A 17813-nucleotide genomic window follows, 5' to 3' on the forward strand; every position below is an offset into this window, starting at 1 on the left:
AATTGTGCGGTCGCAGCATGCCTGCGACAGGATAGCGACAGGTCCGGGCGCCCCAACGGGGGTATGATCCCCTGTCCCTCTTGCCCATTCATGTATCCAACGTCGATGTCCAACGAAGATTTCAAACAGGCCGCCCTCGATTACCACCGGATGTCCCCGCCGGGCAAGATCAAGGTCTCCGCGACCAAGCCGATGCTGACCCAGCGCGACCTGTCGCTGGCGTACTCGCCGGGCGTGGCGTACGCCTGTGAAGCAATCAAGGCCGACCCGCAGCAGGCCAGCGAGCTGACCGCCCGCGGCAACCTGGTGGCGGTGATCTCCAACGGCACCGCGGTGCTGGGCCTGGGCAACATCGGCGCACTGGCCGGCAAGCCGGTGATGGAAGGCAAGGGCGTGCTGTTCCAGAAGTTCGCCGGCATCGATGTGTTCGACATCGAAGTGGACGAAACCGATCCGGACAAGCTGGTCGACATCATCGCCTCGCTGGAGCCGACCTTCGGCGGCATCAACCTGGAAGACATCAAGGCGCCGGAATGCTTCGTGGTCGAGCGCAAGCTGCGCGAGCGCATGAAGATCCCGGTGTTCCATGACGACCAGCACGGTACGGCGATCATCGTCGGCGCGGCGGTGCTGAACGCCATGGCGATCACCGGCAAGAAGATCGAGGAGGTGAAGCTGGCGACCACGGGCATGGGCGCGGCGGGCGTTTCCTGCGTCAACATGCTGGTGCAGCTGGGCCTGAAGCCGGAGAACATCCTGGCGTTCGACCGCGAGGGCGTGATCCACACCGGTCGTACCGATCTGGACCCGGAAAAGCAGCGTTACGCACGCGACACCGACAAGCGCACCCTGGCCGAGATCGTCGACGGCGCGGATATCTTCCTGGGCCTGTCGGCGCCGGGCATCCTCACCGCCGAAATGGTCAAGACCATGGCGCCGGACCCGGTGATCTTCGCACTGGCCAATCCGACCCCGGAAATCATGCCGGAAGTGGCGCGTGCGGCGCGTCCGGACGCGATCATCGGCACCGGCCGTTCGGATTACCCGAACCAGGTCAACAACGTGCTGTGCTTCCCGTACCTGTTCCGCGGTGCGCTGGACGTGGGCGCCACCGCGATCAACGAGGAAATGAAGATCGCCTGCGTGCGCGCCATCGCCGCACTGGCACGCCGCGCCGCGACCGACATGGGCTCGGCCTACGGCGGTGAAACCCCGAGCTTCGGCCGCGAGTACCTGATCCCGCGCCCGTTCGATCGCCGCCTGCTGGTGGAGCTGTCCGCTGCCGTGGCCCAGGCCGCGATGGACTCGGGGGTGGCCGCCCGGCCGATCGCCGACATGGGCGCCTACCGTGACAAGCTGGCCCAGTTCGTCTACCGCACCAGCCTGATGATGAAGCCGGTGTACGACCGTGCACGCACCGACAAGCAGCGCGTGGTCTACGCCGAAGGCGAAGAGGAAGTGGTGCTGCAGGCGGTGCAGAACGTGGTCGATGAAGGGCTCGCACATCCGATCCTGATCGGCCGGCCGGACGTGATCGAAGCGCGCATCGAGCGCCTGGGCCTGCGCCTGAAGGCTGGTGAGCACTTCGAGATCACCAACATCAATGATGATCCGCGCTTCAACGAATACTGGCAGTACTACCACGGGCTGACCGGTCGTCGCGGCGTCACCGTGGCGGCGGCGAAGAACCTGATGCGTTCGCGGCCGACCCTGATTGCCGCGGTGATGGTTGCGCGTGGCGAAGCCGATGCAATGCTGACCGGCATCGTCGGCCGTTTCCACAAGAAGCTGGGTTATGTCCGCAGCGTGCTGCCGCTGGAGCCGAAGGTCACCTCGACCTCGGCGATGACCGGCGTCATCAACCAGCAGGGCGTGTTCTTCTTCGTCGACACGCACGTGCAGGAAGATCCCAGTGCCGAGCAGATCTGCGAGGCGACCCTGCAGGCCGCGTACCGCATGAAGCTGTTCGGGATCGAACCGAAGGTGGCGCTGCTGTCGCACTCCAATTTCGGCAGCCACGATTCCAAGGACGCGCTGAAGATGCGCCAGGTCCGCGAGCTGCTGCTCAAGCGCAATCCGCGCCTGAACGTGGACGGCGAGATGCAGGGCGATACCGCCTGGGACGAGGCGCTGCGCCAGAAGCTGCTGCCGGGTTCCACCCTGCAGGGTCGCGCCAACCTGTTCGTGCTGCCCAATCTGGAAGCGGCCAACATCGCCTACAACCTGGTGCGTGTGTTCACCGATGGCGTGGCGATCGGCCCGATCCTGATGGGCGTGAACAAGCCGGTGCACATCCTGACCACCAGCGCGACCTCGCGCCGCATCCTGAACATGACCGCCATCGCTGCGGTCGATGCGCAGATCCGCAAACAGCTGGAAGCGGAAAAGAAGGCGTAATCCTTCGTCACCGCGATCGGTAGCGCCGGGGCCTGCCCGGCGGGCGGGGCCCGCGGGCCCTGGGGGAGTGCGGCGGGCCGGGGCCGGCGCAAGCGGGCCCCGCGTTGGGTCGCGCGGGCCCTGCCCGGCGGGGCGCGCCGCGCGCAAAACCCGCCAGCCCGCCGGGCTGGCCCCGCCGCTACCGGTCAGCGCTTGCCGCCTCGTGCGGGTGCCGGCGGCGGGGCATCCGAACGCGGCTTGGCGTACTCGGCCCATAGCGCCGGCAGGCCCTTGCCGGTGTGCTGCTGCCACAGCGCCAGGGTGTACTGGCCGTTGCGCAGGGCCTTGTCCAGCGCCAGCACCAGGCCGGGGTGTCCAGCTTCGGCCCATTTCAGGAAGGCCCCGGTTACCCGGTAGCCGCTTTCCACGCTTTGGCCCTTGCCCACTTTGTCCGGCAGCGCCCAGCCCGCTGCGGCATTGTCCGTGCCGTAGCGGTCGCGGGCGTAGTCGGCGATGCCTTCCACCAGCCAGCCCGGTACCCGCGTGTCGCCGTAGCTCGGGTAGCCCTGCACGATGTGCATCGCCTCGTGGGTCACCAGGTCGATGTCATCGGGGTGCTTCACCAGCCAGCCCGGGTTGATGGTGATGGTGCTCGCCTTGTCCTTCTCGCCGACGTAGGCGACGCCGTCGTAGGCCGGATCGATCACGATGTGCACCTCGGCCGGTGCCGCCGGGTGGAAGTCCGCCCGTTCGCGCAGGTAGGCGGAATAGAACGTATCGACGATGCGCTGGCGTGCCGGTGCGGCCAGCGCACCGGTCGCATCCTGGTAGTGCAACGTGATGCCTTCGCGGGTGAACTGGCCATCGAAGGCCCGGCTCTGCGACGGCTGGGCCAGCGCAATGCCGGGCAGGGTGAATGCAGCAAGTGCAAGGGGCAGCAGGCGAATGCGCATGGGGTCACCGTACAGTGGAGGGGGACAGCAGTTCGATCTCAGCCAGCTGCAGGCGTCCCGGCGCAGTTACGCGCAGGCGGTACTCGGCATAGCGTGAGGGCGAGGCGATGCGGAACGGACGGGTCTGCCGCGCAGCACTGAAGTCTTCGCCACGCCGCTGGTCCAGCGTGGTCCAGCGGCCGTCGCCGTTACGGGCTTCCAGCGTCCATCCAGCCCCCCGGATCGGCCCTTCGCCGCTGGTCAGCGTATACATCGTCGGCGCGCCATCACCCACGGCGCTCAGCATGAGGGTGGCACCCGCGCCCAGCGGAACGGCCGTGGTCGCATCGTCGTCCAACAGCGCGGGCACGGCGCGGCCATCGGCCAGCGCAGCGCGCGTGCCGCTGCCCAGCAGATCGTGCAGCATCCGCGGTCGCTGGCCCGGTGCGGTCAGCGAACGGGGCACGTCGTCGGCGCCTGTGCCCCAGCGCGAAGGCTGCGGGCCCATCTCGAAGTCCAGCGTCGCGCCCTTGGCGATCACCTCGTGCGGTACCCAGGTCCGGGTCCATGGCGTGCCGTTGATCTTCAGCGACTGGACGTAGACGTTCTCCGCGGAGTTCTGCGGCGCGTTGACGGTCAGCACCGCGCCACCCTGCAGTTCCACCCGGGCGTGCCTGAATGCCGGGGAGCCGATCACGTATTCCGGCGCGCCCATCCGCAGTGGATACAGGCCCAGCGAAGCCAGCACGTACCATGCGGAGGTCTCGCCATTGTCCTCATCGCCCGGATAGCCCTGGCCGATCTCGCTGCCCACGTACAGCCGCGACAGGATCTCGCGCACGTGCTGCTGGGTCTTCCAGGGCTGCCCGGCGTACAGATACATCCACGGGATATGGTGCGCCGGCTGGTTGCTGTGCGCGTACATGCCCATGCGCACGTCGCGCGCTTCGGTCATCTCATGGATGATGCCGCCGTAGGAGCCTGCAAACGAGGCATCGGCGGTCTCCGGCGTGGCAAAGAAAGCATCGAGCTTGGCGGCCAGCCTGTCGCGGCCACCGTACAGCGCGGCCAGGCCCTCGCCATCGTGCGCGGCGGTGAAGGCGAACGTCCAGCCGTTGGATTCGGTGTAGTCGTGGCCCCACACGCGTGGATCGTAGTCCTTGGCGTCCACGCGCCAGCTGCCGTCGGCCTTGCGGCCCTGGAAGAAGCCGGCGGCAGGGTCGAACAGGGTCGCGTAGCCGGCAGCGCGGTAGCGGAAGTAGTCGGCTTCGGTGCTGTAGCGCTCGCGCTGCGCGGCGGTGGTCGCGCGCTTGGCCAGTGCCTCGGCCATGTTGGCGATGCCGAAGTCGTTCAGCGCGCCTTCCATCGTCCATGACATGCCTTCATGCACGTCGGCACTGGCATAGCCGCGGAACGTCGAGCGGTCCATGCCCTTGCGCCCTACATGGCGATCGGGCGGTACCACGGTGGCGTTCTTCAGCGCCGCGGCATAGGCCTCGGCGGGATCGAAACCGCCGACGCCCTTCAGCCATGCGTCGGCGAAGGCCACGTCGGAACTGGTGCCGACCATCAGGTCCGCGTAGCCCGGCGATGACCAGCGGGCGATCCAGCCGCCCGCGCGGTACTGCTCGATGAAACCCTGCACGAGCTGGCCGGCGTCCTCCGGCGTGAACAGCGCGTACGCCGGCCACGTCGTGCGGAACGTATCCCAGAAGCCATTGTTGACGAACACCCGGCCATCGCGCACGCCACTGAAGGTGCGGCTGTCACTGCCATCGGTGTTGTTCTCGCTGGCGCTGGCCTGGTTGGCGTAACGCCACTCGGGGGCGGCAGCGCTGCCGACGTTTTCGTGGCCGGAGTTGGGATACAGGTACAACCGGTAGAGGCTGGAGTACAGCGTGGTTTTCTGGTCGTCCGTGGCATCGCCGATATCGAAGCGGGCCAGGCGCGCATCCCAGGCATCCTGGGCGCGGCCGGCCACGCTTTCCAGCGTATCCGTGGCGGAAATCTCCAGAGCAAGGTTGTGCCGCGCCTGTTCGAGCGAGATCAGCGAGGTGGCAATGCGCATGGTGACGCGGCGATCGCTGCCGGCATCGAACTTGATGTAGCCGGTCGGTCGGCCGCTGTCGATGCGCCCGCTGCTGCGCCAGGGCCGGTCGAAGCGGGCCACCACGAACATGCGGCCGGCACCGTTGGACAGGCCGCTGCGCGTGTCGGTGTAGCCGGACAGTGTCTGCGTGGCCGCATCCAGTGTCAGCCCGCCGCGTGCGTCCACATTGTCGAACAGCAGGTTGGCATCACCTTCCGCAGGGAAATCGAAGCGGAAGACCGCGGCGTGGTCCGTGGGCGCGATGGAGGCGGCGATGCCGTTGTCGAAGCGCACGTCGTAGCGGTAGGGGCGCACGTTCTCGTGCGTGCGGTCGAAGGACAGTGCCCGCTTGCTGCGGTCGGCCTCGGGCACACCGCGGCTGGCCGATGGCATCACCTGGAAGGTCTGACGGTCGCCCATCCAGGGACTGGGCTGGTGACTCAGCGCGAGCGCCTGCAGCTGCGGGCGGTTGTTCGCATCGTTCTGCTCGTTCCAGCGGTACAGCCAGTTCAGTGCACCGGCATCGGTCACCGGGGTCCAGAAGTTGAAGCCGTGCGGCACCGCCGTGGCCGGGAAATTGTTGCCGCGCGAGAACGTGCCGTTGGCCTGCGTACCGCGGGTGGTCAGCACCCAGTCCGAGACCCGCTGCGGCACCTGCCGCGGCTGTGCATCCAGGCGCACGTCATCGATCCAGCCGGACACCGGCGCACCGTCGGCGCTGGCCACTTCCAGCTCGATGGCGACCACCCGGCGGCCGCGCAGCGCAGGCACATCGCCCAGGCGTACGGCCTTGCGCGCCCACTGCTGCGGGTACAGCGTTTTCGAATCGCCCTGCGCACGCGCGCCCACGGCGATGCCGTGCTGATCACGCGCGGAGCTGGCCGATACGCGGCTGCCATCGTCCAGGCGCAGGTCCAGCGAGACGTAGGTGGAGGCCACCGTGTCCTTGTCGACGATCTCCGGCAGCACCAGCCAGGACAGGGTGGTGTCGGCGTCGATGGTCAGGTCCGTGCTGAACAGGTCGCGCCGCGCCGCGCCACCGTCGGCCTGGTAGTGCAGCGCGCGCAGGCCGCTGTAGCCGGCGTTGCGCTTGGCCGCATACGGCGCCGCCGGACCGGTGCCGATCTGCACCTGCAGCGCGCCGCCGGCCTTGGCCGGTGCGGGCTCACCTGCCTCGAACGAGGTCTGCAGGCCCTGTGCCACTGCGGGCAGGGCGGGCGTGGCGCAGGCCAGGGCCAGGGCGAGCGGAAGCAGGGCGCGGCGCGGATCGGACAGGGTCATGCAGGGTCTCCCGGAAGGGCAGGCGGCAGGCAGGACCCGCATCGGCACGTACCACGGCCAGCATCGCGCCCGCCGCCCAGGGGCGGTGGAAAGGAGCGATGCCGGTCCGGTGGGGGCGGGCCATGCGATCGGGTCGTCGGAGTGGCCCCGATCCTGCCTCAGTGCGTTGCCCCCTGACAAGTGCAATTAGTTCGATCCAAATCCGGGAAAAACGTTTCATTTCAAATTATTGACAGAGGGATTGGATCGATTTAAAAGTGGCCGGGGTCCAGGCCCGGGGAAGGCGGCGTCCTTCCCGTCCCGATCCCAACCCTTCCATCTGTCCCGGAACACCCTGCATGCCCTGATCCGGGCGGGCGGCCTGCGCTTGCTGCTGTTGCCCGTCACCACCGTCCATCCACGACCCTCCCGTCCGTCCCCCACCGGCAGGACCGTCATCCGTCTCTGGAGAGCGCTTGATGAAACCGAGGTTGCTGTCGTTGTTGATGTCTTCGCTGCTGCTGTCGCCGCTGGCCGTGCAGGCCCAGTCCTCCAACGCAGGGGAGGGCGCCGATCCGCCGCGTACGCGCGACCTGGATGCGGTCACGGTGACCGGGTCGCTCATTCCGCGCGCGCAGGTGGAGGGCCCCTCACCGGTGACGACCATCACCGCCGAGCAGATCCAGGCGCAGGGTTTCACCACGGTGTTCGATGCGCTGCGCTCGCTGCCGGTCTCCAATGGGTCGGTGCAGGATTCCCAGGGAACCGGCTTCTACACTCCGGGCGCCAAGACCATCAGCCTGTTCGGTCTGGACCCCAGCTACACCCTTACCCTCATCAACGGGCGGCCGATCAACAGCTATCCGCTGGCCTACAACGGCAACACCAGCATCGCCGACATTGCCAACATCCCGCTGGGCATGGTCGAACGCATCGATGTGCTCACCGGTGGCCAGTCCTCGGTGTATGGCTCCTCGGCCGTGGCCGGCGTAGTCAACATCGTGCTGAAAGACCGCGTGGAAGGCACCCATCTGCGCTACCGCGTCGGTGGTTACAGCCAGGGCGGCGGTTCCAGCCAGCGCTTCAGCGCCAGCAGTGGGCAGACCTTCGGCAACCTCGATATCAGCTACGGGCTGGAATACATCAACCAGAAGGCGATCTACGCCTTCGACCGCAGCCGCATCGACAGCGTCAACGACAACCCGACCGGGCCGCAGGATCCATCGCGCAGCTTCCTGCGCATGCGCCAGGGGCCCAACGCCTACATCGACCCGGGCGCGGCCACCTGCGCGCCGCTGTCGAATCTGTTCGGTGGCAGCACCGTGTACGCGCACCGCGACATTTCCGGCGGTGGCTACTACTGCGGCACCCCCGACAACGTCGGCACCGCGTCGCTGTACAACGCCAGCCAGGACGTCAACGCGACCACCTTCCTGCGCTATCACCTCAGCCCGGATACCGAGTTGTACTCGGACATCCTGTTCGGCTTCAGCCGGCCGACCTACAGCGGTGGCAGCCCGTTCTGGAACAAGACCTTCTACAACCGCACCAGTGGCCAGTACGAGCAGTGGCAGCGCATCTACGCGCCCGAGGAAGTCGGCCTGGATGCCAAGGACCAGCGCGTCTACACGCGATCGCTGAACGTCACCGCCGGCGTGCGTGGCGTGCTGGGCAGCTTCGACTACGACGTCTACGTCAACCGTTCCAGCACCGATGTCACCCGCAAATCCACCGACTTCCTCGCCCGGAACGGCGTGGACGATTACTACCTGGGGCCGATGCTGGGCATGCAGGATGGCTACGAGGTCTACGCCCCGGACCTGTCGCGCCTGTACCAGCCGATCACCCGCGACCAGTACGACAGCTTCAGCGGCCTCAACCGTGCTGCATCCAGCGCGTCGCGCACAGCAGTGACGGCACTGCTGACCCATCGTTCGCTGTTTGCCCTGCCGGCCGGCGACGTCGGTTTCGCGCTGATCGCCCAGGGCCAGCGCGAGAAATTCTTCAACCAGTCGGCCGATCCCGATGCCGGTGTGCTGTTCCGCGGGCAGACCGCCGGCACCTCGGCGCAGGGCCAGCGGGATCTGTACGCGCTGGGTGCGGAACTGCAGGTGCCGATCATCGATACCTTCAGCGCCAACCTGTCCGGCCGCTACGACAAGTACGCCCTGCAGGGCGGTGGCGGCAACGGCAAGGCGACCTGGAAGCTTGGCCTGGAGTACCGGCCGATCGAATCGCTGCTGCTGCGTGGCAGCTACGCCACTGCGTTCCGTTCGCCGGACATGTTCTACCTGTTTTCCCGCGAGAGCAGCGGCTATACCACCAACACCGACCTCTACCAGTGCCGGCAGGCCGGTTACACCTCCGACAACTTCGATGACTGCGAGCAGTCCGGGTTGGCGGTGCTGTCTTCCAGTACCGGCAACCGCGATCTGAAGGACATCACTGCACGCACGTTCACCTATGGTGCGGTGTGGTCGACACTGGACAACGCGCTGACGTTGTCGGTGGACTACAACTCGGTGGTGATCGAGAACGAAGTGCGCATCCTCGGTACCGACAGCATCCTCGACACCGAGGCCAACTGCCGGCTGGGCGTATCGGAGAACGGGCAGACCCGCTTCGACATCACCTCGCCCACCTGCCAGCAGGTCCTGGGCCAGGTGCAGCGCAAGCCGGCTACCGATCCGCTCAACCCCAACGGTGTGGACAAGGTGTTCTCCTACCCGATCAACATCGCCAGCCAACGCCAGACCGGTGTGCAGGCAGCGCTGGACTATCGCTGGGGTACCTCCTCGGTGGGAGATTTCACGGTCAACGCGGGCTACTACCGCCCGCTCAAGCACACCACCCAGGACAAGGAAGGCGATCCGGTCTACGACCAGTTGTGCTGCGGCAATTCCAATGAACTGCACTACCGGGCCACGCTGGGCGTGAACTGGAAGCGCGGGCCGTTCAGCGCCAGTGCGTTCGGCGTGCGCAACGCGCCCACCTGGGACAGCCGTGGCGAGCAGCGCAACATCGGCCCGTGGACCACCTGGAACGCCACGGTCGGCTACCGCATCAATGACCTGGCCAGCCTGCTGCTGACGGTCAACAACCTGACCGACGAGATGCCGCCGATCGACCGCAGCAACGGCAACTGGCCGTACTACGATCAGGGCATCTACAACGCCTATGGCCGCTCGGCCTTCCTGGAGCTGTCGCTGGACTTCCAGTAGGCCGGGCGCTGGCAGGTCCCGGCTGTCAGGGGGCGGGGGCCAGGAAAGGACAGGGGCGGCCGGGTCGCCGCCCCAGGTGCTAGAATCGCAGGCCTCGCAATCCGTTCATCGACATCCGCCATGAGCCATACCGCCACCGCGCCCGCCAACGCCGAGAAGCGCTACACCGTGCACCGCAGCGACCTGCCGCTGAGCTGCCCGACCCCGGAGATGGCGCTGTGGAACTCGCATCCGCGGGTCTACCTGGCGATCGAAGACGAACCCAACGGTGAAGCGCAGTGCCCGTACTGCGGTTCCGTGTTCGTACTGGCTGACTGAACGGCCTTCACCGATGCGTCGACTGACCGTGGTGCAGTTGCTGCCGGCGCTGCACTCCGGCGGCGTCGAGCGCTCGACCCTGGAAATCGCGTCGGCACTGGTGGCAGCCGGCCATCGCGCGCTGGTGGTGTCTGCCGGTGGCCGCCTCGTTGAACCGCTGCTGGCCAGCGGTGCCGAGCATCTCACCCTCGATATCGGCCGCAAGTCGCTGCTGACCCTGCGTCATCTGCCGACCCTGCGTCGCCTGTTCGCCGAGGTCGGCGCCGATATCGTGCACGCCCGCTCGCGCCTGCCCGCGTGGCTGGGGCTGTATGCGATCCGGGCGATGCCGCAGGCGCAGCGGCCGCACTGGGTAACCACCGTGCACGGGCTGAACTCGCCCAGCCGCTACAGCGCGGTGATGACCAGCGGCGAGCGGGTGATCTGTGTCTCCAACAGCGTGCGCGAATACGTGCAGCGCCACTATCCGACCGTGCCGGAGGACCACCTGCGGGTGATCCCGCGTGGTGTCGATGTCAGTCAGTTCCCGCGGGTGGCGCGCGGTGATCGCCGGCCGCGCCTGTCGCTGGTGGCGGACTACCCGTGGCTGGCCGGGGTGGACGGGCCGCTGCTGCTGCTGCCGGGCCGTGGCACGCGCCTGAAGGGGCACGCGCACGCGCTGCAGCTGCTGGCCGACGTCCGCGCTGCCGGCGTGCCGGCGCAGCTGTGGATGCTGGGCACCGACGAGCCGGGGCGCGAAGCCTATGTGGCCGACCTGCGCCGCCAGGCCGCCACGCTCGGCATCGCAGACGCGGTCCACATCAGCACGCCGACCGCCCGCATTGCCCAGGCCTATGCCGCCAGCGATCTGGTGCTGCAGCTGTCCGACAAGCCCGAAGCCTTCGGCCGTACCGTGGTGGAAGCACTGTCGGTGGGCCGACCGGTGCTCGGCTGGAACCACGGTGGGGTGGGCGAACTGCTGCAGCAGCTCCAGCCCACCGGTGCGGTACCGCTGGGAGATGCGCAGGCACTGGGTGAACGTGCGCTGGCCCTTCTGGCGCAGCCGCCATCGTTGCCGGGCCGTATCCCGTTTACCCTGCAGGCCATGCAGCGCGATACCCTCCGTCTCTATGCCGACCTCGCAGGCTGACACCGCAGCCGTCCTGCGCGATGAACGCGCCGGGCGCTGGGCGCCCTGGTGGGTGCTTGCCTACGTGGCGTTGTGGCCGCTGCCAGGCATCGCCGAGACCGTCCTGGGCCTGGGTGCAATCTATGCCGCAGTGCGCATGGTCATCCGCCGCCTGCAGCGCCGGCCGCATCTGCTGAGCCCGGCGGCCTGGGCGCTGACCTCGATCCTGTTCCTCGGCTACTGGTTGCCGCAGGCATTTTCCGCATTCGATGCGATCGACCCGTCGGCCTCGTGGACCAAGGCAGCAGCAGGCCTGCGCTACCTGCCCTTCATGTGGCTGGTAGCGATCGCAGTGGCCACGCCGGAGCGGCGCAGACTCACCCTGGGTGGACTGGCGGTGATCACCGGCGCCTGGACGCTGGATGCGCTGGTGCAGGCGGTGGCCGGCACCAGCCCATGGTTCTGGTCGCTGGAGCAGCTCAAACTGGCAATCAGCGGGCGTGCGCTGTGCCCGGCCGATGAAGCGGCGTTGGCCGACCGGCTCAGTGGCGTACTGGGCCCGTGCAACCTGAAATTCGGCCAGGTGCTGGCCAGCCTGTCGCCGTTCCTGCTGCTGCCGCTGGCGCGCCGCTTCGGTGCTGGCGGCTGGCTGCTGGCCGCTGCGGCCCTCGGCAGTGTGTTGCTGCTGGCCGGCTCACGCGCCTCGTGGATCACCTTCGCGCTCGTGCTGGCCTACAGCGGCGTGCGCCAGTTCGGCTGGAAGCGGCTGGCGCTGTTGGCGATGGTCGGGGTCCTGGGGGCCGGGGTCCTGGTTGCCAGCGTGCCGCAGCTGCGCGAGCGCGTGCTGCGCACGACGATGGCCTGGGAGGGGGACGAGACGGGCGTCGACCAGGCGTTGTCCGGGCGTGCGCGGATCTGGAGCGCAGCGGCCTGCATGATCGAAGCACATCCGATCAACGGTGTCGGCGCGCGTGGCTTCCGCGATGCGTATCCCGCCTGCGTCGCAGGGGAGGGAACCGCGGTGTGGGGCGCGGAACCGGCCCTGCACGCGCACCAGATCGTGCTGGAGATCCTGGCCGAGACCGGCGTGCTGGGCCTGCTGTTGTGGCTGGCCGCCGTGGCACAGGCCTGGCGGGCGTGGCGCTTCGCACCGACCGCGGCCCGCGAGCGGGCGCGGCCGGCGATGCTGGCGCTGGCGGTCACCGTGTTCCCGCTCAACACCCACCTGGCGTTCTACTCTGCGTTCTGGGGTGGGCTGACCGTGCTGCTGGCGGCGCTGTTCGCCGGCAGCCTGCTGGCGCATGACGCGGATGACTCACCACGCGCGATGGAAACGGGCAGGTGATCCGGGCGGATCCAGGCGTGCCTGGATCTATTTGTAGAAGTCGCTGCGCCCGCCGGGCTGGCGCTTGAAGCGGCGATGGATCCACAGGTACTGGTCAGGGGCTTCGCGCACCATCTCTTCGATCGCCTGGTTGACGCGCGCGGTATCGGCTTCCACATCCTCGCTCGGGAAGTTCTCCAGCGGCGCGCCGATCTTCAGGAAGTACTTCCCGCCTTCGCGGCGGTGGAAGTACGGAATGACCGCGCAACCGGTCATCCGCGCCAGCTGGTGGGTGGCGGTGATGGTGGCGGCGGTGTGGCCGAAGAACGGAACGAACACGGTGTCCTTGCCACGCATGTCCTGGTCGGGGGCATACCAGAGGAAGCCGCCCTTCTTCAGGTGGCGCACGGTGGCGCGGATGTCCTCGTTGGCGAACATCGCCTTGGCATAGCGCAGGCGGCCGAACTTCACCGCCCACTCGTACACCGGATTCTTGTGTTTGCGGTACATGCCGGACAGGTCGACGTAGTCGCACAGCAGGCGGCCGCACATCTCCAGGGTCATGAAGTGCCCGGACACCAGCAGCACGCCGCGACCCTCGGCCTGCATCTGCCGCAGGTGCTCCAGCCCTTCGATCTGCACCTGCGGGCGGATGCTGTCGATGCTGCCCCACCAGGCACGGATGCATTCGAACACGCCCACGCCCAGGGCATCGAAGCTGTCGCGAACCAACCGCTTGCGCCAGGCATCGTCCTTTTCCGGGAAACACAGTGCGAGATTGACCTCGGCTGCACGGCGACGGCTGCCGGCCAGGCGCCAGGCGATCGACCCCACCCCGCGACCGAGGGCGCGCTGCAGCATCCACGGCAGGCGGGCGATGGCGAAAGCGCCGTACATGGCGGCGAACATCGGCCAGTTGCGGGGATCGCGCAGTGACGGGCGGACGGCAGTGGAGGCATCGGACATGGCGCCATTCTAGCAATCCGGCTGCGTGTCTTTCCCGGGGGTGTCCCGTATCCTTGCCGCATGCGCAAAGACCCTGTCGAATGGATCCTGCGCGGCCTGTATTCGGTCGTGCTCTACATCCTGCTGCCGATCACCGTGTACCACCTGGTCTGGCGCGGCTTCCGGGTCCGTGAGTATTTCCGCCGCTGGGACGAGCGCTACGCCTCCTATCCCCAGCCCAGCGGCCAGCCACGGGTCTGGCTGCATGCGGTCTCGGTGGGCGAGGTCAACGCCGCCGCGCCGCTGGTCAACGCCCTGCGCCAGCAGCGCCCGGATATCCGCTGGGTCATCACCACCATCACCCCCACCGGCTCCGAGCGCGTGCGCGCGCTGTGGGGCGATGCGCTGGACCACGTCTACCTGCCGTATGACGTGCCCGGCAGCGTCAACCGTTTCCTCGGCCACTTCCAGCCCAGCCTGGCGCTGATCCTGGAAACCGAGCTGTGGCCGAACATGCTGTTCGGCTGCCGTGACCGCGACATTCCGGTCTACATCCTCAATGCCCGCCTGTCGGCCCGTTCGCTGCGTGGCTACCGGCTGCTGGCCGCGCTGATCCGCCGCGCGCTGCGCACGGTGACGTGCGTGGCAGCCCAGTCGCAGGACGACGCAGAGCGCTTCGTGCAGCTGGGGGCGGCGCCTGACCAGGTGCAGGCACTGGGCAACCTCAAATTCGACATCGCCACGCCGGACGTGCAGGCCTTCATCGAACAGTTCCACGCACGGGTGCCGGACACGCGACCGGTCTGGATCGCGGCCAGTACCCATGATGGCGAAGAGCAGGCGGTGATCGAACTGCACCGGCGCCTGCGCCAGCACCATCCGGACCTGCTGCTGCTGTGGGCACCCCGGCATCCCGAGCGCTTCCCGAAGGTGGAGGCGCTGGCGCGCGAGCAGGGCTGGAACGTGGCGACCCGCCGTGCGCAGCAGTGGCCGTCCGCCGATACCGACGCCTTCATCATCGACACCCTCGGTGAACTGATGCCGTTCTATGGCTGTGCGCAGGTCGCCTTCGTCGGCGGCAGCCTGCAGCCGATCGGTGGCCACAACCTGCTGGAGCCGGCGGCGATGGGCACTGCCGCGGTGACCGGTCCGCACCTGCACAATTTCTCGGAGATCTCGCGGCGCATGCGCGAGGCCGGTGCGCTGTTGATCGGCGAAGACGTGCAGGCGGTCGGCGGTCTGCTGCAGCACCTGCTGGAGGATCCGCAGGCCCGCGAGGACATGGCGCACGCTGGATGCACGCTGGTCAGCAATGGGCGCGGCGCGCTGCAGCGGACGCTGGCGCTGGTGGCCCCGCACCTGCCACCGCCCCGCGGCTGAGCCGCACGCGGCGCGCTTGCCGCCGTACTGTCGCGATCAACTGGATTAAGCCTGCTTGACGGCCATCGTTCTGTCGTCGCAGGACCGATTGCCGACGCCGCAACGTGCCTCGGATCACACCTCGCGGCATGCAGATGCAAATTGACTATCGATTGCCAACACAGGCTGCCAGCCTGATGTCGACCGTGCTTGGACGGCATCAAGGGAGCTTGAGATGAGCGGCAGCGATGGCCATCGGCTTGGAATGGATCATCTGGGCGTGATCCTGATGACGTTGCTGCTCGGTGGCAGTGTCATCGCACGGGTCGGTCAGTACACGGCGGCGCAGGCGGGGCCGGCCGTCGTTCTCAGTCTGCTGCTCGCAGCCCTCGGTGCGGCGCTGGTGCTGGCACGCCTGTACAGGGTGGTGACGCAGGCGGATATGGCCGATGGCCTGGATGGCCTGCATGGCCTGCTGGTGGCCGGCTGGGGGCGGTGGATTGCCCGCGTGCTGTGCCTGGCGTTGTTGCTGGAGTGCACGGCGACGCTGGCGGGTGCGGCGCAGTCCGGGGCTGGCCATCTGCATGCGGCACTGGCGGCGGCGAGCGCATCCAGCGCCGGTACGCTGCCGGTGCAGGTGACGGCCGCTGCAGGCCTGCTGCTGTTGGGAGCCGCCGCGCTGATGCGACCGTCGCGCACCGTGCTGCTGGTGTGCGCGCTGTTGACCGTGAAGATCGGCATCGGCGTGCTGCTGCTGGCGCTGGCGGCCCGGTATGTGCACTACGCGCACTGGATCCCATGGGTTCCCCCCGCCACTGCACCGTATCGCTTCGGCCTGGGAGGTGTGCTCGCCGCGGCTGTGCCGCTGCTGGGCATCTTTGCCAGCGCCGGCCTGGCACTGGGCGTTCCCGGGTTGCCTGTTGGCGGGCTGGCGCGACGCCCACTGACGATGCTCATGGTGCTCGTCGCGGCGACGCTGATGCTGATCGCACTGGCCGCACTGCAGGCGGGCCTGGTCGACTATCCAGCGCTGGCCAGCAGCCGGCCCTTGACGGTCGCGCTGCGAAGCCATCCCCAATTGTCCTGGATGTTGCCGTGGCTGCCGCTGGCAGGGTATGCAGGGTTGGCGGCGCTGCAGCTGGTGCTGCTGATGCTGGCGGCACGGCTGGCGCTGCCGCTGTGGCCGCTTGGAAACGAGGGCGACCCACCGGCGGCGTGCGTGGCGACCGTGGCGATCATCCTGTTGGCGACCCTGCTGGCGCTGTGGCTGCCGGCCGGCGTCTTGCCGACGATGCCGGGGCCGGTGGCACTGCTGGTGGTGGCCGCGTTGTGCCTGGGGGGACTCCAGCGGCGCAGCGAGGTGACGCGCTCGCCTGCCGACGCCGTGCTGGGCATGGTGGCAGCGGCGTTGTGCCTGCTGCCGCTCCTGCGCTAGATCCCATCGCGGCTGCACAAACAGAAAAGCCACCCGGTCGGGTGGCTTTCCGTCAACACAGGCGACGACGACTTACTGCGTGGTCGTGGCGGGGTTGCCCGCGTCCTGGGTCAGCAGGCGATTGATGTCCTGCAGTTCGGCCACGTCCAGCGCGCCCAGCGACTGGCTCAGCAGCAGGCGGTTCTGCAGGAAGGTGTAGCGGGCCTGCGCATAGTCCAGCTGTGCCGAGAACAGGATGCGCTGGTTCTGGATCACGTCCAGCACCGTACGGGTACCCACTTCCAGGCCGACCTGCGAGGCGTCGTACGCGCTCTGTGCCGAGACGACGGCCAGGCGGCGCGCTTCCACCTCGCTGATGCCCTGCACCAGGGTCTGGTAGGCATTGCGGGTGTTGCGATCCAGCGCGCGCTTCTGCTGCTCGTAGCCATCCTGGGCGATGTCACGCTGGGCCAGCGCCTGGCGCACGCCGGACTGGGTGGCGCCGCCGGCGAAGATGGGCACGCTGAGGGTCAGGCCGATGCTGTTGGTGCGCGCATCCGGGGACAGCGAACCCGAACCGGTGCTGTCGCCCCAGGTCGCGGTCTTGCCCCAACTGCCGCCCAGCGACAGCGTCGGGTAGTGGGCGCCACGGGCGGCCTGCACGCCGGCCTCGGCCGCGCTGACCTTCAGCTCCTGCGCCTTCAGCGACGGGTTCTGGCTGGTCGCCTGCTGCACCAGTTCATCGATGTTGCCGCGGTTGGCCGGCACTTCGGGACGGAAGTCGGCCGGCAGCCCCTTGAGGTTCAGCACCGGCTGGCCGGTAAGTTCGGTCAGCGCCTGGTAGTTATCGGCCAGGGTGTTCTGCGCGACGATGGTGTTGGCGCGCGCCTGGTCATACTGCGCGCGCGCTTCGTGCACGTCGGTGATCGGCGCCAGGCCCACTTCCAGGCGCTTGTCGGCGAAGTCGAACTGCTTCTTCGCGGCCGCTTCGTTGGTCTGTGCGGCATTCAGCGATTCGATCGCCACCAGCACGTTGAAGTAGGCCGCCGAGGTGCGGACGATCAGGCTGTCGTTGGCCGAATCCAGGGTGAAGTCAGCCGCCTTGCTCAGTTCGCGCTGCGAGCGCAGGTTGTTGATCTGCGTCCAGTTGAACAGGGTCTGCGAACCGTCGATCGTGTAGTTGCGGCGCTTGCTGCTGACCGTGCCGGTATTGGCATCGGCGTTGGCTTCGCTGCGTGTGCGGTTCAGCGTGGCCTGGCCGTTGATCTGCGGAAGCAGGGCAGCGCGCGCCTGCACGGCGCCTTCCTTGTCGTACAGCCGGGTGGATTCGGCGGCCGACAGCTGCGGATCGCCGTTGCGCGCCATCTCGTAGACCTGCAACAGGTCAGCGGCATGGGCAGACAACGGCAGCAGGGCAGTGGCCAGCGCAACAGCGAGGGATCGGCGGATCATTGCGGCTTCCTTGGA

11 protein-coding genes are annotated in these 17813 nt (G+C 67.9%); 7 read left to right on the top strand and 4 right to left on the bottom strand.

Features of this window, described 5'->3' with window-relative positions:
• Nucleotides 1–105 precede the first annotated feature (105 nt).
• Nucleotides 106–2397: an NADP-dependent malic enzyme gene (locus ACVOJ1_RS10045; protein WP_065175119.1), complete on the top strand. Its 2292-nt coding sequence runs from the start codon at nucleotides 106–108 to the stop codon at nucleotides 2395–2397.
• 185 nt (nucleotides 2398–2582) lie between these two features.
• Here the strand turns inward: ACVOJ1_RS10045 and ACVOJ1_RS10050 are convergent, their stop codons facing one another.
• Together ACVOJ1_RS10050 and ACVOJ1_RS10055 are read right to left on the bottom strand one after the other, a co-directional pair.
• Nucleotides 2583–3329, bottom strand: a complete 747-nt coding sequence (locus ACVOJ1_RS10050; protein WP_111186162.1) for a basic secretory protein-like protein — start codon at nucleotides 3327–3329, stop codon at nucleotides 2583–2585.
• Between the two features lie 4 nt (nucleotides 3330–3333).
• A complete protein-coding gene (locus ACVOJ1_RS10055; protein ID WP_346480371.1) occupies nucleotides 3334–6678 on the bottom strand; it encodes a GH92 family glycosyl hydrolase in 3345 nt (1114 codons plus the stop codon).
• A 458-nt stretch (nucleotides 6679–7136) separates the two neighbouring features.
• Between ACVOJ1_RS10055 and ACVOJ1_RS10060 the strand changes: the two genes are divergently transcribed.
• The 4 genes from ACVOJ1_RS10060 (at nucleotide 7137) to ACVOJ1_RS10075 (ending at nucleotide 12649) form a co-directional block, all read left to right on the top strand.
• Nucleotides 7137–9878: a TonB-dependent receptor plug domain-containing protein gene (locus ACVOJ1_RS10060; RefSeq protein WP_346480372.1), complete on the top strand. Its 2742-nt coding sequence runs from the start codon at nucleotides 7137–7139 to the stop codon at nucleotides 9876–9878.
• A 120-nt stretch (nucleotides 9879–9998) separates the two neighbouring features.
• On the top strand, nucleotides 9999–10196 hold the full coding sequence (locus ACVOJ1_RS10065; protein WP_053517405.1) for a zinc-finger domain-containing protein: 198 nt from the start codon (nucleotides 9999–10001) through the stop codon (nucleotides 10194–10196).
• Nucleotides 10197–10209: 13 nt separating this feature from the next.
• Nucleotides 10210–11325 (top strand): glycosyltransferase, encoded by a 1116-nt coding sequence (locus tag ACVOJ1_RS10070; protein WP_065181722.1) that lies wholly within the window; start codon nucleotides 10210–10212, stop codon nucleotides 11323–11325.
• On the top strand, nucleotides 11306–12649 hold the full coding sequence (locus ACVOJ1_RS10075) for an O-antigen ligase family protein (protein WP_111186159.1): 1344 nt from the start codon (nucleotides 11306–11308) through the stop codon (nucleotides 12647–12649). The genes ACVOJ1_RS10070 and ACVOJ1_RS10075 overlap by 20 nt, the downstream gene beginning before the upstream one ends.
• A 27-nt stretch (nucleotides 12650–12676) precedes the next feature.
• On the opposite strand, the gene ACVOJ1_RS10080 is transcribed toward ACVOJ1_RS10075, so the two are convergent.
• Entirely contained in the window at nucleotides 12677–13594 is a 918-nt protein-coding gene (locus tag ACVOJ1_RS10080) for an LpxL/LpxP family Kdo(2)-lipid IV(A) lauroyl/palmitoleoyl acyltransferase (protein WP_053517401.1), read from the bottom strand.
• Nucleotides 13595–13654: 60 nt separating this feature from the next.
• On the opposite strand from ACVOJ1_RS10080, the gene waaA reads away from it, so the two are divergent.
• Together waaA and ACVOJ1_RS10090 are read left to right on the top strand one after the other, a co-directional pair.
• On the top strand, nucleotides 13655–14953 hold the full coding sequence (waaA, locus tag ACVOJ1_RS10085) for a lipid IV(A) 3-deoxy-D-manno-octulosonic acid transferase (RefSeq protein WP_111186158.1): 1299 nt from the start codon (nucleotides 13655–13657) through the stop codon (nucleotides 14951–14953).
• A 214-nt stretch (nucleotides 14954–15167) separates the two neighbouring features.
• Nucleotides 15168–16367 (top strand): amino acid transporter, encoded by a 1200-nt coding sequence (locus ACVOJ1_RS10090; protein ID WP_111186157.1) that lies wholly within the window; start codon nucleotides 15168–15170, stop codon nucleotides 16365–16367.
• A gap of 72 nt (nucleotides 16368–16439) precedes the next feature.
• Here the strand turns inward: ACVOJ1_RS10090 and ACVOJ1_RS10095 are convergent, their stop codons facing one another.
• Entirely contained in the window at nucleotides 16440–17798 is a 1359-nt protein-coding gene (locus ACVOJ1_RS10095) for a TolC family outer membrane protein (protein ID WP_065175111.1), read from the bottom strand.
• Nucleotides 17799–17813 lie beyond the last annotated feature (15 nt).

The organism is Stenotrophomonas sp. STEN225 (genome assembly GCF_056756445.1).

Bases quoted from the DNA above. Each gene is read 5' to 3' on its own strand.
- ACVOJ1_RS10045 (WP_065175119.1), top strand. From the start codon at position 106: ATGTCCAACGAAGATTTCAAACAGGCCGCCCTCGATTACCACCGGATG.
- ACVOJ1_RS10050 (WP_111186162.1), bottom strand. From the start codon at position 3,329: ATGCGCATTCGCCTGCTGCCCCTTGCACTTGCTGCATTCACCCTGCCC.
- ACVOJ1_RS10055 (WP_346480371.1), bottom strand. From the start codon at position 6,678: ATGACCCTGTCCGATCCGCGCCGCGCCCTGCTTCCGCTCGCCCTGGCC.
- ACVOJ1_RS10060 (WP_346480372.1), top strand. From the start codon at position 7,137: ATGAAACCGAGGTTGCTGTCGTTGTTGATGTCTTCGCTGCTGCTGTCG.
- ACVOJ1_RS10065 (WP_053517405.1), top strand. From the start codon at position 9,999: ATGAGCCATACCGCCACCGCGCCCGCCAACGCCGAGAAGCGCTACACC.
- ACVOJ1_RS10070 (WP_065181722.1), top strand. From the start codon at position 10,210: ATGCGTCGACTGACCGTGGTGCAGTTGCTGCCGGCGCTGCACTCCGGC.
- ACVOJ1_RS10075 (WP_111186159.1), top strand. From the start codon at position 11,306: ATGCCGACCTCGCAGGCTGACACCGCAGCCGTCCTGCGCGATGAACGC.
- ACVOJ1_RS10080 (WP_053517401.1), bottom strand. From the start codon at position 13,594: ATGTCCGATGCCTCCACTGCCGTCCGCCCGTCACTGCGCGATCCCCGC.
- waaA (WP_111186158.1), top strand. From the start codon at position 13,655: ATGCGCAAAGACCCTGTCGAATGGATCCTGCGCGGCCTGTATTCGGTC.
- ACVOJ1_RS10090 (WP_111186157.1), top strand. From the start codon at position 15,168: ATGAGCGGCAGCGATGGCCATCGGCTTGGAATGGATCATCTGGGCGTG.
- ACVOJ1_RS10095 (WP_065175111.1), bottom strand. From the start codon at position 17,798: ATGATCCGCCGATCCCTCGCTGTTGCGCTGGCCACTGCCCTGCTGCCG.